This is a genomic window from Bacillus sp. FSL W8-0640, assembly GCF_038007725.1.
Lineage (GTDB): Bacteria > Bacillota > Bacilli > Bacillales > Bacillaceae_G > Bacillus_A > Bacillus_A cereus.
Genome location: NZ_JBBOXT010000001.1, coordinates 5,151,360 through 5,167,918 on the forward strand (window position 1 = coordinate 5,151,360; position 16,559 = coordinate 5,167,918).

Here is a 16,559-nt window from a genome sequence, read left to right on the forward strand (position 1 = left end):
TCCCAACCTTTCACTATTTCTCAAATTTGGAGCGAATTGCTCCTCTTTCTCGATTTACCGGGTCTTCTTTTTAACAACAAGAAGACGATTTTCTTTACAGGAGTGTAAGTAGCTAGCATGTTCAAGTCTTCTGGACAAACACCTTAAATGAGCTACTTACACTTTATTTATTTGATACAATTCTCTTACTTAATTAAATCGCCAACAAATTTCGGTAATGCGAATGCTGCATTGTGTAATTCTTTTGTGTAGTATTTCGTTTCGATTTCGTGGAAACGCTCTTCACTTACTTCTAATGGATCATGTTTTTTAGATCCAATTGTGAACGTCCAAAGACCACTTGGGTAAGTTGGAATGTTTGCTGTGTATAAACGAGTAATTGGGAAGATCTCTTTTACGTCTTTAAACACAGTTGTAATTAGTTCTGGTGTAAACCAAGGGTTGTCCGTTTGTGCAACGAAAATACCATCTTCTCTTAACGCTTTTGAAATTCCAGCGTAGAAGCCTTTTGTAAATAGGTTTACTGCTGGTCCTACTGGCTCAGTAGAATCTACCATAATTACATCGTATTCATTTTCGCTTTCTGCGATATGTAGGAAACCGTCTCCTACTTTTACTTCTACACGCTCATTATCTAATGCGCCTGCAATTGATGGTAAGTATTGTTTAGAGTACTCAATTACTTTTCCATCGATTTCAACAAGAGTTGCTTTCTTTACACTTGGGTGTTTTAACACTTCACGAATAACACCACCATCACCGCCACCAACAACTAATACGTTTTCAGGGTTTGGATGTGTAAATAAGGGTACGTGTGCTACCATTTCGTGATAAACGAACTCATCTTTTTCTGTTGTCATAACCATGCCATCTAAAATAAGCATGTTTCCGAACTCTTCCGTTTCGACCATATCAAGTTTTTGGAATTCTGTTTGCTCCGTATGTAATGTGCGGTTAATACGCGCCGTAATCCCAAAATGTTTTGTTTGTTTTTCAGTGAACCATAGTTCCATCGTACAATCACGCCTTTCAATGCAAATTTATAATAGGGACATCATTAATGTCCCCTAACAAAAATAAAACAAAACATCCAAAATGTATAGTTAAAAGTACAAAAATACCGAAAATATATTTTAGTCAGAGGGTTCTAACATATGTGCGGAAAGGGTTTGCACCGCAAAAGGAAAGAAAACCCTTTCTTAAGAAAGGGCTTTTGTCTCTATTTCTACTGGTTTACGAATTGGAATTAGGATCATAATACAACCAACTAACACAACAATTCCACCTACTAAAAACGGACTTTGTGGTGAAACAGTATGACCGATAATTCCTGATAAAATTGGAGCAATCGCACCACCTAACCAACGAACAAAGTTATAAACACCTGACGTAACAGATCTTTCATAAGGTGAAATATCCATTACATAACTTGTATATAATGCATTGTTTAAGCCAGATGCCAATCCTGATAAAACGATAAGAGTAATTTGTAACCACATAATTTTCACAAAGAATAGTGCAATTAAGAAAATCGCAAATACGAGTAAACTACCCTTTAATAATGTTTTTGGTTCATATTTCCCTTCTAGCTTATGTGCTAAAATTGCAGAACCGTAAGCTAACGCGAGCCCCCATCCGCAAAATACAAAGCCTAATTGAATAGCTGATAAATGCATAATAAGTGGTGAATATGCTAACACAACGAAAAATCCGTAGTAGTATAACATTCCTGAAATCGCACCTTGCATAAACGGTTTATACTTCACCAGGTTAAGTAATTCTCCTACCCCAGCAGCCTTACGCTTCACTTTTCGCTCCGGTTCTTTTACAAAAAAGAATACTAAAATAAATGCTAAGAAAATTAAAATACTTGTCGCGAAAAACGGATAACGCCAAGAATGACCACCTAATATCCCGCCTAATAATGGTCCGCCAGCCATGCCTAAACCGATAGCTGCTTCGTATAATCCTACTGCTTCATGAACTTCTTTACTTAATGCTATTAATAGCGTCATTGCTGTAGCAAAAAACATCGCATTTCCTAATCCCCATCCAGCGCGGAAAAGAGATAATTGAGCAATCGTTTGCGATATACCGCATATAAACGCAAATACAGTCACAATCGCAAGACCGATTGTCATCATCCGTTTATCACCAAATCTCGATGCAAATATACCAGCTGGTAACATCATGATTGCCATCGTTAAAATATAAGCGGTAAATAACATTTCAACTTGCCAATGCGTTGCACCAATTTTCTCAGCAATAATTGGCAAAATTGGGTCAACTACCCCTATACCCGAAAAGGCAAGGAAGGTAGCCACCACTGTAATCAATCTCCCTAGTTTTTGTTTGCTCTCCATTTTGATTACTCTCCTTTTGTGTTCTCTAAAAATGTTACTGCACGATGTAAACTATCTTCTAGTTCTGCCTTTACACGTTGCATTTGCTCCATTTTTTCGTCTAGCGTTTCCACTTGTTTTTCAAGCATATCTTTAATTTCTTGAATCACTTCACGATCACGAGGGTTTTCGCTATTTCTTCTTTGCTCCATTCTTTCTTTTAACGATAAAAAATGCTGCATCTCTTGAAGCGTAATTCCTAACACTTCTTTCGCTTCCACAATTTTTTTAATTCTGGCGATATCCCCGTCTGTATACAGGCGAATGTTCCCCTCACTACGTTCAGGGGGATGAATTAAACCAATTTCCTCATAATAACGAAGTGTACGTTTTGTCAAACCAACTTGCTTTGTTACTTCATCAATTTTATACATGTTTATTCCTCCCTTCACTTGATTATTACATTTTACGTTAACGTTAACTTTTGTGCAACTGTTAGACTTTTGTAAATGTTTGTCATATTCAATTGTATTTTCCCTAAAGCAGTTTCATAATGAAAGAAAAGAGATAATAAGGAGAATTTCACATGAGTAAACCACTTATTTTCGCTCACCGCGGAGTAAAAGGAACACATCCCGAAAATACGATGATTGCCTTCCAAGAAGCAGAACGCATTGGCGCTCACGGAATTGAACTCGATGTCCACTTATCAAAAGATGGTGAACTTGTCGTAATTCACGATGAAACCTTCGATCGTACAACAAATGGCGTTGGACTTGTTTCGGAAAAAACGGTAGAGGAACTACAATCATTGGACGCTGGTAGCTATAAAGACCCTTCTTTCCATGAAGCAAAAATCCCAACGTTGCGTGAGGTTTTCATTTGGCTTTCCACAACGAACTTACAACTAAATATTGAATTAAAGACAGATGTTATTCATTACCCAAATATTGAGGAAAAAGCTGTTGCACTTGTGCGTGAATATCATCTTTCTAATCAAATTGTATTTTCATCATTTAACCATGACTCTGTTTCATTATTAGCAGAAATTGCTCCTGAAATCCCAAGAGCAATTTTATATGATACACCACTTTCTGATCCAATTGCCGAAGCAAAACATAGAGAAGCAAATGGATTACATCCAAACTTCCAGTTATTAACGAAAGAATTTGTGCAGTTAGCACAAGAGCAAGGGTATGTTTTCCGTCCATATACAATTAATGAATACAAAGATTTACAAACTATGATTGATTATGGTGTAGATGTCATCATTACCGATTGGCCAGCACGTGCCTTTGAGCTCCTTTCTTAATGGAAGGGGCTTTTTTATTTTCGAAATTTCATTGTTTAAAATAAACGAAAACCCTCAATACTAATACAATAACGCTTGTATTAATGAGGGGCTGAAAAAAGATGGATCAAACTATGAATCCAAAACTTAAAAAATATAAACGTCTTTTCTTCACCGCAATGTTTTCTTGCGTCCTTTTCTTCGTTTTTTCTTTTTTTATTATTATTATAGTTGCAAAAATTATGGGACCTCCTCCTGTTGCGGTCCCGCAAACAAGCGTCTTTTACGCAAATGATGACACTGTTATAGGACAAAGTAATGAAATGCAAAAACGTTACAATGTATCTCTTAATGAAATTTCACCTTATGTAAAAGAAGCGACCCTTTCTATTGAAGATCAAAGATTTTATAAACATCACGGCTTCGATATGAAACGGATTGCGGGTGCAATTGTTGCTGATTTAAAAGCGATGGCAAAAGTACAAGGAGCTAGTACAATTACACAACAATACGCGCGTAATCTGTATTTAGATCATGATAAAACGTGGAAACGTAAATTATTAGAGGCAATGTACACTGTCCGCCTTGAAGTAAACTATAATAAAAATCATATTTTAGAAGGATATTTAAACACAATTTATTACGGACATGGCGCTTATGGCATCGAAGCTGCGTCCCGTCTATATTTCGATAAAACGGCAAAAGAGTTAACATTAGCAGAAGCTAGTATGCTCGCAGGTATCCCGAAAGGGCCAAGTGTCTATTCTCCCTTTTTGAAAGAGGATCGTGCGAAAGGACGACAAGCTCTCATATTAGATGAAATGGTAGAACAAGGATATATTACGAAGCAACAAGCAGCCTTAGCGAAGAAAGAGCCACTAACTTTTGCCTCATTGGATACGAAAAAAGTAGCAGAGGTCGCACCATATTTCCAAGATGCTGTACAAGCTTCGCTCCTTCGTGATGTTGGATTAGACGAACAAGCTTTACAACGGGGTGGCTTGCGAATTTATACAACGCTAGACCCTAAACTACAAGCTGTAGCAGAACAAGCTGTAAAAGATCATATACCTGATACAACAAACATACAAACTGCTCTCGTCTCTATGAATCCAACGACAGGTGAAGTGGCTGCTCTTGTTGGTGGGACTGATTATAATATGAGTCAATTTAACAGGGCTACACAAGCCGTTCGTCAGCCTGGTTCTACATTTAAGCCATTTCTATATTATGCGGCATTAGAACGAGGATTCACGCCTGCTACGCGCTTAAAAAGCGAATATACTGTATTCACCTTAGGTGACGGAGTTTCAAAGTATAAACCGAAGAACTATAAAGATTATTATGCAGATGATTTCGTAACGATGGCACAAGCTCTCGCAGTCTCTGATAACATATATGCTGTGAAAACGAATTTGTTTTTAGGAGATGACGCGCTTGCAAAAACAGCGAAACAATTTGGAATTAAAAGTGCATTAAAAGATGTGCCTTCTCTAGCTCTCGGTACGTCACCAGTAAAACCAATTGAAATGGTTAACGCTTATAGCATGTTCGCAAACGGTGGAAAAGAAGTAAAACCTACTTTCATTCGCCGCATTATGGATCATGAAGGAAATATATTATACGATGCTCATTTAGAGAGTAAACAAGTTCTCGACAAGAGCAAAGCGTTTGTAATGGAAGAAATGATGACTGGTATGTTTAATAAGAAACTAAGCAGTTATGCTGCTGTAACTGGCCAATCGATGTTATCAAAATTATCAAGAACATATGCAGGAAAATCCGGTTCTACTGAAACGGATAGTTGGATGATCGGATTTACTCCGCAAATCGTAACAGGTGTATGGGTCGGATATGATCAACCTAAATCTATTTCAAACGTAGCAGAACAAGGGTATGCGAAGAAAATATGGACTGATACGATGGAGAAGGGCTTAGATGGACAGCCTAAAAAAGAATTTAAACAACCAAGTGACGTCGTAGCGGTTAATATCAATCCAAAGAACGGTAAAATTGCTACAAAAAATTGTCCTATTTCTGTGAAAATGTATTTCGCTAAAGGTACCGAACCGACTGAATATTGTATGGATCACGTCGATGATAAAGAAGAATTTGAAAAAACGACTGAAGAAAAGAAAAAAACAAGTTGGTGGAAAAAATATCTTCCTTGGTAAAAAAATAGCTGACGGGCATCCGTCAGCTATTTTTTATTCACTTAATAATGCACGGCGCAATTCTTCACTAGATTCGTTCCAAATCGCTTCATTATGTTCTTTCAAGAACGTACCAAGTACCTTTTTAGATGATTCATCCATATGGTCAACCATAATGTGACGCTTCAATGATTTATCCATTTTATTTACGTGCTCTGGAAGTGATTTATATCCGCGGCGAATTTCACGGTCTACTGTCATTTCACAAGCTGTTACACCTGCATAATACGCACCTGTCGCAGTTCTTTCAATCGTTACCCAAACAAGCCAAAATGGTTTTCCGTTTGGAACTTCATCTTTATTTGTTAAAAACTTAATACCTTTTTCTACTGTACTACGCGCGTGCATCGCACCAATATCAACGAATGCAGTTTTCTCTAGTACATCAACAAATACAGGTGAAATGTTTTCTAAGCTTAATGCCCCAACACCAAATCCACCATGTCCATCTGTTGAATCATTTTTCACGATATTAAAACCGATTTTTTTCTTTTTCTCTGTCATATGTAAAATCCTCCTCACTTAAAAATTATAAAAGGCCAAAAATAGGCGCAATGATGCTATCTAAAAATACAAATACATGCGGAATAACTACCTGGAAAATAGGTTGAATTGTGTAATTACTAAGCGGTGTAATAACGAGAATTAATAACGCAATTGCCCCGTATTTTTCATACTGTGTCATTTTCGCGCGAATATTTGCTGGCGCTAAATCTTCCACAACTCGATACCCATCAAGTGGCGGGATCGGTAATAAGTTAAATACAAGTAAAACGATATTCAGCATAATAAAAATCTGGAAAAATTGAGCTAACGTATCTGCTACTGCAGATGGAATTGAGTATAATACACCAAATTTTACTAAGCTATACCAAATAATTAAACCAATTGCGCTTAAAATTAAGTTACTAATCGGCCCTGCAATTGAAACTAATATACCTGCAAGACGCGGTCTTTTAAAGTTATATGGGTTAACAGGAACCGGTCTTGCCCAACCGAATCCAAGAATTAATACTGCAATCAAACCTATAGGATCTAAGTGTGCCATCGGTGATAACGTTAAACGGCCTTGTCTCTTTGCTGTATCGTCTCCAAATTTATATGCTACATATGCATGTGCAAATTCATGAACTGATAATGCGATAATAATGGCCATTGCTACCAAGGGAATTTGGTGCAACGGGTATCTAAATAACTGATCCATGCTTCATCTCCTCTTCCATATGTCAAAAAAAGAAATTATTTGTTTTTTCGATTGTTCTTCCCCATAATCCGCTATAATAAGAGTGTAACTTACATAAAAGGAGCGATTGTACATGCCATACGTAACAGTGAAAATGCTAGAAGGACGCACAGAAGAACAAAAGAAAGCTCTTGCTGAGAAAGTAACAGCAGCAGTAAGCGAAACAACTGGTGCTCCTGAAGAAAACATCGTTGTTTTCATCGAAGAAATGTCTAAAAACCATTATGCAGTTGGCGGAAAACGCTTAAGTGACAAATAATTTCAAGTTTTTTCATAAGAAGCAGCCATTAGCTGCTTCTTATTTCTTTCCTTCTAACAACTCAATAATTCTCTCTTTATATTTTCCTTTTCTTCCATCTTCATAGATTAAATCATGTGGATAGAATAGCTTTTGATCCGTTCTTTTCTTACCTGTAATCGCCTCAACAATATCCGACTCACGTGAAAGCTCTCTAAGCTCTCCGTTTGGCATAAGAAGTAGGATTGGTAGACGCTCTTCTTCTTCTCCTGCACGATAAAAGTCATACGGTAAGTCTGATGTTGAATCAACTACTAAATAATACTCCGGATCAAGTCCAATCTTTTTAAATAAACTACTTAATTCCATCCAATTATCTAAACCGTGTTTATCTGTAAACTCTACATATTTAAATAGATTTCGATTCATAAAACGGCGGCATAAATCGCTTAAAATTGAATCTTCTTCTTCCTGCCATACTTGGAAGTAGTAATACATAACGTTCTCGTCTAACTTTAAATAATCCTCTACTGTTACTTCTTCTTCAAATAAAGAATAGAAATGAACAGGATGATTTTTAAATGTATAATACTTCTCGTGCAGTGATTTCGCACGGTGTAAAATCTTCGTTAAAATAACTTCTGCACTTCGCGTTACCGGGTGGAAATATACTTGCCAATACATTTGATAACGACTCATAATGTAATGCTCAACAGCATGCATACCACTATTTTTAATGACTACTTGATTCCCATACGGACGCATTACACGCAGTATACGTTCCATATCGAAGTTTCCGTACTTTACGCCTGTAAAATAAGCATCTCTTAATAAATAATCCATACGATCCGCATCAATTTGGCTCGAAATCATACTAATCGCTAATTTATTAGTAGATGTTTTTGCAATTACATCTGCTACCTTTTGTGGAAACTCCTTATCAACACGACTTAATACATCATTAATCTCCGTATCGCCTACGATAATCTTTTGCGTAAATTTCTCATGATCTAATGAAAATACTTTTTCAAACGAGTGAGAAAATGGGCCGTGACCGACATCATGAAGTAATGCCGCACATAAACATAACAATCTATCTTCAGCATTCCAATTTGGTCTGCCATCAAACACATCATCAATCATACGACGAATAATTTCGTATACACCTAACGAATGAGTAAAGCGACTATGCTCTGCACCGTGAAATGTAAAAAATGTCGTTCCAAGCTGCTTAATACGGCGCAAGCGTTGAAATTCTTTCGTTCCGATTAAATCCCAAATAACACGATCACGCACGTGCACATATTTATGTACTGGGTCTTTAAACACTTTTGTTTCGCTGAGTTTGTCGTTTAAATATACCACTTTCCGACATCCCCCTTTCTTTACTACATTCTTACTTTATATTATAAACGAAATGAGAAACAGAAAGAAATGAAAGACTGTATTAATTCCCTTTATAAAAAGAAAAAATCACCTTTACCGAAGTAAAAGTGATTTCCTTTATACATTATTTACCTAAAACGAATTCAGCAACTTCGTCTAAGATCATATCTTTCCCTAGTGGGAAGTAACCTTTGTTTAAGTCTTCATTTTTAATTGTAAATACGTGGTTATTTTTAACAGCGTTCATGTTTTTCCAAATTGATTCTTCTTGGAATTCTTTTAAGCGCTGAGAACCGTCACCAGTTGTAAATACGAATAAGTAATCTGGGTTGTAATCGATTAAAGCTTCTTTTTGTACTTGTACTAACGGTTTATCAGTTGGTGTACCTTTAACTGCTGGTAGTTTTAAATCATTAAAGATTACGCTACCGTAACCGTAATCACCATATACGCGGAAAGCATTTGGATATGCAGCCATTTTCATAAATGTTGCTTCACCAGTTTTAGCGACGATTTTGTCATGTAATTTGCTTGCTTTTTCATCATACTTTTTGAACCATTCTTTTGTTTCTTTTTCTTTACCGAAGATTTGACCTACTTCTTCGAATTTTGGACGCCATTGATCTAATGGAGTGTTTAACATAACTGTTGGTGCAATTTTAGATAATTGATCATAAATCTTTTCTTGACGATTATTTACAAGAATTAAATCTGGTTTTGCAGCAGCTACTGCTTCAATGTTAATTTTATCGCCCCAAGCAGAACCAACTGGTTTAACGTCTTTTAGTTTCTTTTCAATATGTGCATCAATTTTTTCTTGAGATGTATTAGCAGTAATAACCGGTTTCATACCGAAAATTAATAATTCTTCTGTTGAACCACTAAGGTCAGCAATTTTCTTTGGGTTTGCAGGAATTTTAATTTCCCCTTTTGCATGTTTTACAGTGCGCTCTTCAGTCTTTGCATCTGCTTTCTTTTCTTCTTCTTTGTTAGAACAAGCTGCAAATAGTACAGAAGTCACAACTAGTACCATTGCTAATAGTGCCATTTTAAAATTCTTCATGTTCCCACTCCTTCTAGCTGTATTTATCTTATAAGTTACAATGAACTATAAGAAACAAATATAACAATTAATTAATATATATTTATTAATTGTTGTTAACAACCCATTCTAACGGGCGTTCAACTTCCCATTCTTATATAAGAAGCTCAACGTCCATTAGAATTCCCCCTCTTTACGAGGGGGTTCTACTTATGCTTTTTTACGCAATTGATTACTAATCATCGCTAAATCATATGTTAAACAAATTGGCTTACAGTTTACTGGACATGGAACGATTTGAGCTTCAATCTCAAATACGTTACGAAGTGTTTCACTTGTCATAACTTCATCTGGCGTTCCTTGTTTCATTAACTTACCTGCTTTTAATGCAATCATATGATCAGAGAAACGAGAAGCGTGGTTTAAGTCATGGATAACCATAACAATCGTTCTACCTTCTTCTTCATTTAACTTTTTCAATAAGTTTAATACTTCTAATTGATGAGCCATATCTAAGTACGTTGTTGGTTCATCCAATACAAGTAATTCTGTTCCTTGTGCAAGAGCCATTGCGATCCAAACACGTTGACGTTGGCCACCTGATAGCGCTTCTGCTGGACGATTCGCAAATTCTTTCATTCCTGTCACTTCAAGTGCCCAGTTAATGTAGCGATAATCCTCTTCTTTCAACGTGCCAAACCCTTTTTGATGAGGGAATCTTCCATATGACACAAGCTCAAATACAGTAAGACCCGTTGGCACTTCTGCAGTTTGTGGTAAAATCGCCATTTTCTTTGCAATTTCTTTCGTTGGCTGTTTCTCAATTGCTTTTCCGTCGAGATAAACAGTACCTTGCTTTGCCTTCAAAATACGAGACGCCGTTTTTAATAATGTGGACTTCCCACAACCATTTGGTCCAATAATTGTTGTAATTTTCCCTTCCGGAATTTCAACTGTTAACCCGTCAATAATTAAACCTTCATTATAGCCAACAGATACCGCATCCACCGCTAAAGTTGCCATACGAAAAGCCTCCCTTTATTTTGTCCTCATAAGTAAATAAATGAAATATGGTGCACCAATTACAGAAATAACAAGACCGACTGGTATTTCTGAAGTTGTTAATACACTTCTTGAAATTACGTCTGCGAATAAAAGTAAAAACGTTCCTATTAGCGCAGCGGTGGGCAACATAATTTGATGTTTACCACCAACAAGGCGCCTTGCTAAATGCGGGGCCATTAAACCGATAAAGCCAATTCCGCCCGCAACAGCAACAGATGCACCTGCTAAACAAACTGCAATAAATAATAATTTACGTCTTTCTTTTTCTACGTTTACACCAAGGCCAACTGCTGTAGAATCGCCTAGGTTCATTACATTTAATATGTGTGCTTTACTTATAGCAAGCGGTAAGAAAATAACCATCCATGGAAGTACACTTAATACGAATTTCCAATCTGTACCCCATAGACTTCCCGCCAGCCAAATCGTAGCAAAACGAAAATCGTTAGATGTCATCTTCATAGAGAAAATTAAACTAACAGCTCCAAATCCAGCTGCAACGGCAATACCGACAAGTATTAATCGAGTCGATGAAACGCCGTCTTTCCATGCTAGTAAATAAATAATTACCGCTGCTAATATCGCTCCAACTAGTGCAAAGAATGGAAGAATGAATACAGATAAAAATGTACCAGTCCCTACTTTCCCGAAGAAGAAGTAGACGAATATAACAACTGTTAATCCCGCTCCAGCATTAATACCTATAATACCTGGATCAGCAAGCGGATTTCGTGATAAACCTTGCAAAATCGCACCTGACATAGCTAAAGCAGATCCGACTAGTATAGCAATTACCATACGCGGCATACGGAATTCAAATAAAATAACAGACTGATCTTCAGCCCCTAGTCCAACCAATGACTTTAATACGTCCATTGGCGGGATTTTAAAAGTTCCTGTATTTAAACTAATAAGAAATATAGAAACGATTAGTCCTACTAAAATCGTTAATATAGAAATGTTCTTTTTTGTTAAGACACTCGTCCTCACACCTTTCCTCTCCCTTCATTACGTGCTAAGTAGAGGAAGAATGGAACCCCAATTAGCGCTGTAATTGCTCCAATTGGCGTTTCAAATGGCGGGTTAATAACGCGAGATAACATATCTGCACATTCAATTAACAGCCCGCCTAAGACCGCAGAACATGGAATAACCCATCTATAGTCCGAGCCTACAAGAAAACGAGTCATATGCGGAATTACAAGACCAACAAATCCAACTGATCCTGCCATGGAAACTGCGGAACCCGTTAAAACAAGAACAAGTACTGTTCCGATAAATTTAATTAATGTCGTATTTTGACCAAGTCCAATTGCAATTTCTTCACCGAAGCTCAAAATTGTAATATATCTCGACATCATAATTGCGATAAAAAGACAAACAAGGCCAATTGGCACTAACATATTAATACTTTGCCATTTCACTCCAGCAACTCCGCCTGCATTCCACATGCTTACCTCTTGGGCAAGATTGAAATACAATGCGATTCCAGATGAAATCGCCCCTAATAAAGCACTAATAGCTGCACCTGCTAAAGCTAATTTCACAGGTGTTAATCCACCTGGTGAAGAAGACCCAATTCCATATACAATGCTTGCACCAAACGCAGCTCCAATAAAAGATGCGATAACAAACATTAAATAAGGTGAATTAGGAAAAAATGCATACATAATTGCAATTCCAAATACAGCCCCATCTGTAATCCCCATTAACGATGGCGAAGCAAGTGGATTTCGCGTCATACCTTGCATAATTGCTCCTGATACCGCTAAAAAGGCACCTGCAACTACGCCCCCTATTGCTCTAGGCATGCGAAGCTCTTGAATTACATTATGATGTGTAATAGATCCATCAAACTGAAATACAGCTTGCCATACAGTCTTTAAACTAATATCTGCAGCCCCAAAAGAAATAGAAACTGCCATGCTTAAAGCTAACAAAACTGTACCCGCTACTAAAATAATAGAAGCGATAAGCGGTCTGCTCTTAATCTCTTTAACATTCTCTTCTTGCTGTTCTATACTGCTTGCGCTCGCTTCCATCCCTCAACCATCCTAACTAACAACATATATTTATTGAAATGAAATTTATTCTCAAATAGTAATAAAAAAATTAGGTGAATTGTTATTTTCCTGATAATGATTCTCAGAATCAGACACTTCTATTCTACCTATCGCTTTAAAAGACTGTCAACCATTATTTTGAAATATAAATTTATACAAATTGGAATTTTAATACAAAAGTTGTGTCTATCCTTTAGAAAACGTTCGTCCATACAAGAGTACTTTCGCAGAATAAATTATTCCTCTTATGGGCATAAAAAAGAAGAGTAATCTTTTCACTCTTCTTTTTCTTACTTATTTAACTTTGCTTCAATTTTTGCGATTAACTCATCTTCTGTTGGAGCCGCAACTGGACGGTTATTTACAAATGCGAATGATTTTTTACGACCAGGACCACAGTAAGACTGACATCCAACTTCAATCGTTGCACATGAATCTACTTTTTTTAACTTCGGAACTAACGTTTTAACGTTCGTTGCCTGACAGTCATCGCACACGCGAAACTCGTTTCCCATTATATAACACTTCCTCTATTTTAAACTTTTCTCAAGTACGTTTAAAAATAAACACTAAATGGTATTTTACCGCTCTTTGAAGCTCGTTGCAAGTTTCCCTACAAAGCCTATTCTCTACATAATGCTACATATTTTATATGCTCTCCTACAGAAGCGCTCACCATTCATGGGAAAATTTTTACCTTTCATCGAAATCTACCATATTTTTAAAAGCTTTGTATAAAAGTTTATTTTTTTGCCCATTATAAAAATAGGAAGTTCATAAAAAGAAAGGGAGTTGAATCTATGAAAGTAAGACAAGATGCTTGGACAGATGAGGATGATTTATTACTTGCTGAAACGGTACTTCGTCATGTTAGAGAAGGAAGTACGCAATTAAATGCATTTGAGGAAGTAGGGGATCAGTTAAATCGTACATCTGCTGCTTGTGGTTTCCGCTGGAATGCTGTTGTTCGCTATAGCTATGAACAAGCTCTTCAACTAGCAAAAAAACATCGTAAAGATAAAATGCGTGCTGCAAGCGGTGAACAAGCGAAAAAACGTTTACTTTATACACCACCAGCTTCAGATTCGATAACTGATTATGAAGAATTAGTACAAGAAGAATCAATCGTACAATATAAAGAAGCTATTCCATATCAAGAATCTACTGCTCCTGCTGCAAGAAGCTCTATGACAATGCAAGATGTTATTTATTTTTTACAAACAGTCGGATCTTCAAATATAAAAGTGACAGCTCTTGAAAACGAGAATACGAGATTGAAACAAGAAATTAAAGCACAAATCCTTCGGAATGAGGAACTAGAAAAGAAACTAGAAAAATTAGAAAAGCAATCTCATACTGTACAAGAAGATTACGAAACACTTATGAACATTATGAACCGAGCTCGTAAATTGGCAGTCATGGATGACGAAGAACGTTCTCAAACATCTTTCCGAATGGACCGAAACGGTAATTTAGAAAAAATTGCAGAATAAAAAGGATGCATGTAATGCATCCTTTTTATTATTTCACCTATAAGCTCCCCCTTTATATGTGAGAAAACTCCATTCTTCATTTTTTGCTATAATAGAGATTGTCATTTTAAAGATAAGGGGTTAGTTATATGAGCAATTCCCGTTCCATTTTATCTCAGCCAGAGTGGCGCATTGTAGATCAATCTAGTTTAGGACCAACATTCCATGCACTTCAGTCATTCGCAATGGATGACACATTATGCACAAGCATTGGAAATGGCAAGTCAGCGGCAACAATGCGTTCATGGGTTCATCACAATACAATTGTCCTTGGCATTCAAGATTCACGCCTTCCGCATTTAGAAGAAGGTATTTCTTTTTTAAAACAAAACAACTTCAATGTTATTGTCCGTAATTCTGGCGGGCTTGCGGTCGTGCTTGATGAAGGTGTTTTAAACGTATCACTTTTATTCCAAGAAACAGAAAAAGGTATCGATATTGACCTTGGATACGATACAATGTGGCATTTGATTAAGGAGATGTTAAAGGATTACGACGTTACTATCGAGGCAAAAGAAATTGTCGGCTCTTACTGTCCTGGTAGTTATGACTTAAGTATTCGCGATCAAAAATTCGCTGGTATTTCACAACGTCGTATTCGCGGAGGTGTCGCTGTCCAAATCTATCTCTGCGCTACCGGAAGTGGCTCTGAGCGTGCCGCACTCGTTCGTGATTTCTACAACCTAGCAATTCAAGGGGAAGAAACACGCTTTACGTACCCTGAAATTGTACCAAGTACGATGGCCTCACTCTCAGAATTACTTGGTGAAACCATTACAGTACAAGATTTAATGATGCGTCTTTTAAAAACATTGCAGCAATTCGCTCCAAAGTTAACACCATCTCAATTAACAATAGATGAGATTCCTTTATATGAGACGAATTTACAACGTATTATTGATCGTAATAATAAAGCACTTGGTTTAGAAAAATAAAGACCGTCGCTATAATAGCGACGGTCTTTATTTCAATTCATTATAGAATTAAAGTGCTTGAGCTGCTGTAATTAAAGCTAACTTGTACACTTCTTCCTCGTTACATCCACGAGATAGGTCATTTACAGGCATGTTTAAGCCTTGTAAGATTGGTCCTACTGCTTCGAAGTTACCTAAACGTTGAGCGATTTTGTAGCCGATATTACCAGCTTCTAAGCTTGGGAATACGAATACGTTAGCATCACCTTTAATTGTAGAACCTGGAGCTTTTTTCTCAGCTACAGATGGTACGAATGCAGCATCGAATTGGAATTCTCCATCTAAAGTTAACTCAGGAGCCATTTCTTTTGCAATGCGAGTTGCTTCTACAACTTTTTCTGTTTCTGGAGATTTCGCAGAACCTTTTGTAGAGAAGCTTAACATAGCAACGCGTGGATCAATGCCGAATAACTCAGCAGTTTTCGCACTTTCGATACCGATTTCAGCTAAATCTTGGCTGTTTGGTGCAATGTTAATTGCGCAATCAGCGAATACATATTTCTCTTCTTCACGTACCATGATGAATACGCCAGAAGTTTTTGTAACACCTGGTTTTGTTTTAATAATTTGAAGTGCTGGACGAACTGTATCAGCTGTAGAGTGAGCTGCACCACTTACTAGACCGTGTGCTTTGCCCATGTATACAAGCATTGTACCGAAGTAGTTTTCGTCTTTAAGGATTTTGCGAGCGTCTTCTTCAGTTGCTTTACCTTTACGGCGTTCAACGAAAGATGCTACCATTGCATCCATTTCTTCGTATGTAGCTGGGTCGTAAATATCAACGCCTGCTAATGTTAAATTCATGCTAGCAGCTTTTGCGCTAATTTCTTCTCTCTTACCAACTAAGATTGGTTTTACTAACTCTTCTTTTGCTAAACGCTCTGCAGCGCCTAAAATTCTTTCATCAGTTCCTTCAGGAAGTACGATAGAAATGCCTTTTCCTTGAACTTTTTCTTTTACTGTTGTAAATAAGTTGCTCACGAATAAACCCTCCTACATATGTTAAAAAAACTCTATCTTTAAGAATACTGCTTTTCTTCTATATTTTAAACTTATAGCTCCCAAAAAATAGATAAAATAAAAATGATTATATTTTCATAAAATTCAGCCGTTAAATTCACCTTGCTTAAACACTTAAATGTGACAATTTTATGCGCCAAGGTTTTATAT

17 protein-coding genes are annotated in these 16,559 nt (G+C 36.9%); 5 read left to right on the plus strand and 12 right to left on the minus strand.

Annotated elements, in window-relative coordinates:
- Positions 1-185: 185 nt before the first annotated feature.
- The 3 genes from speE to N2V80_RS26665 form a co-directional block, all read right to left on the minus strand.
- On the minus strand, positions 186-1,013 hold the full coding sequence (gene speE / locus N2V80_RS26655; RefSeq protein WP_061655682.1) for a polyamine aminopropyltransferase: 828 nt from the start codon (positions 1,011-1,013) through the stop codon (positions 186-188).
- A 186-nt stretch (positions 1,014-1,199) separates the two neighbouring features.
- On the minus strand, positions 1,200-2,363 hold the full coding sequence (locus N2V80_RS26660; RefSeq protein WP_000444233.1) for an MFS transporter: 1,164 nt from the start codon (positions 2,361-2,363) through the stop codon (positions 1,200-1,202).
- Between the two features lie 5 nt (positions 2,364-2,368).
- Positions 2,369-2,776 carry a MerR family transcriptional regulator gene (locus N2V80_RS26665; RefSeq protein ID WP_000276578.1) on the minus strand — a complete coding sequence of 136 codons (408 nt, stop codon included), beginning with the start codon at positions 2,774-2,776 and terminating at the stop codon, positions 2,369-2,371.
- Positions 2,777-2,928: 152 nt separating this feature from the next.
- Here N2V80_RS26665 and N2V80_RS26670 point away from each other — a divergent pair, with 152 nt between their 5' ends.
- Entirely contained in the window at positions 2,929-3,654 is a 726-nt protein-coding gene (locus tag N2V80_RS26670; RefSeq protein WP_061655683.1) for a glycerophosphodiester phosphodiesterase, read from the plus strand.
- Between the two features lie 101 nt (positions 3,655-3,755).
- Complete coding sequence (locus N2V80_RS26675; protein ID WP_061655684.1) at positions 3,756-5,807, plus strand: transglycosylase domain-containing protein; 2,052 nt, start codon at positions 3,756-3,758, stop codon at positions 5,805-5,807.
- A 33-nt stretch (positions 5,808-5,840) separates the two neighbouring features.
- Here the strand turns inward: N2V80_RS26675 and N2V80_RS26680 are convergent, their stop codons facing one another.
- Positions 5,841-6,350 (minus strand): YwhD family protein, encoded by a 510-nt coding sequence (locus N2V80_RS26680; RefSeq protein WP_000136678.1) that lies wholly within the window; start codon positions 6,348-6,350, stop codon positions 5,841-5,843.
- A 25-nt stretch (positions 6,351-6,375) separates the two neighbouring features.
- Entirely contained in the window at positions 6,376-7,050 is a 675-nt protein-coding gene (locus tag N2V80_RS26685; protein WP_000372455.1) for a site-2 protease family protein, read from the minus strand.
- Between the two features lie 112 nt (positions 7,051-7,162).
- Here N2V80_RS26685 and N2V80_RS26690 point away from each other — a divergent pair, with 112 nt between their 5' ends.
- Positions 7,163-7,348, plus strand: coding sequence for a 2-hydroxymuconate tautomerase (locus N2V80_RS26690; protein ID WP_001147171.1), 186 nt, complete (start codon positions 7,163-7,165; stop codon positions 7,346-7,348).
- 39 nt (positions 7,349-7,387) lie between these two features.
- On the opposite strand, the gene N2V80_RS26695 is transcribed toward N2V80_RS26690, so the two are convergent.
- From N2V80_RS26695 to N2V80_RS26720, 6 genes are all read right to left on the minus strand, one after another.
- Positions 7,388-8,692: an HD domain-containing protein gene (locus N2V80_RS26695; RefSeq protein ID WP_000262731.1), complete on the minus strand. Its 1,305-nt coding sequence runs from the start codon at positions 8,690-8,692 to the stop codon at positions 7,388-7,390.
- A 145-nt stretch (positions 8,693-8,837) separates the two neighbouring features.
- Positions 8,838-9,776, minus strand: coding sequence for an ABC transporter substrate-binding protein (locus N2V80_RS26700; protein WP_000787724.1), 939 nt, complete (start codon positions 9,774-9,776; stop codon positions 8,838-8,840).
- A 189-nt stretch (positions 9,777-9,965) separates the two neighbouring features.
- On the minus strand, positions 9,966-10,778 hold the full coding sequence (locus N2V80_RS26705; RefSeq protein ID WP_000212068.1) for an ABC transporter ATP-binding protein: 813 nt from the start codon (positions 10,776-10,778) through the stop codon (positions 9,966-9,968).
- Positions 10,779-10,793: 15 nt separating this feature from the next.
- Positions 10,794-11,810: a FecCD family ABC transporter permease gene (locus N2V80_RS26710; RefSeq protein ID WP_001260757.1), complete on the minus strand. Its 1,017-nt coding sequence runs from the start codon at positions 11,808-11,810 to the stop codon at positions 10,794-10,796.
- Positions 11,807-12,862, minus strand: coding sequence for a FecCD family ABC transporter permease (locus N2V80_RS26715; RefSeq protein WP_061655685.1), 1,056 nt, complete (start codon positions 12,860-12,862; stop codon positions 11,807-11,809). Before N2V80_RS26715 ends, N2V80_RS26710 begins: the two co-directional genes overlap by 4 nt.
- Before the next feature lie 311 nt (positions 12,863-13,173).
- A complete protein-coding gene (locus N2V80_RS26720; protein ID WP_000526078.1) occupies positions 13,174-13,398 on the minus strand; it encodes a DUF1450 domain-containing protein in 225 nt (74 codons plus the stop codon).
- A gap of 285 nt (positions 13,399-13,683) precedes the next feature.
- On the opposite strand from N2V80_RS26720, the gene N2V80_RS26725 reads away from it, so the two are divergent.
- Entirely contained in the window at positions 13,684-14,376 is a 693-nt protein-coding gene (locus N2V80_RS26725) for an RsfA family transcriptional regulator (protein ID WP_000868358.1), read from the plus strand.
- A gap of 128 nt (positions 14,377-14,504) precedes the next feature.
- Positions 14,505-15,350, plus strand: a complete 846-nt coding sequence (locus N2V80_RS26730) for a lipoate--protein ligase family protein (protein ID WP_000071949.1) — start codon at positions 14,505-14,507, stop codon at positions 15,348-15,350.
- Between the two features lie 48 nt (positions 15,351-15,398).
- Here N2V80_RS26730 and pta read toward each other — a convergent pair whose 3' ends face one another.
- The gene (gene pta / locus N2V80_RS26735; RefSeq protein WP_061655686.1) at positions 15,399-16,370 is read right to left on the minus strand and encodes a phosphate acetyltransferase; all 972 of its coding nucleotides are present in this window, start codon (positions 16,368-16,370) and stop codon (positions 15,399-15,401) included.
- Positions 16,371-16,559: the final 189 nt, after the last annotated feature.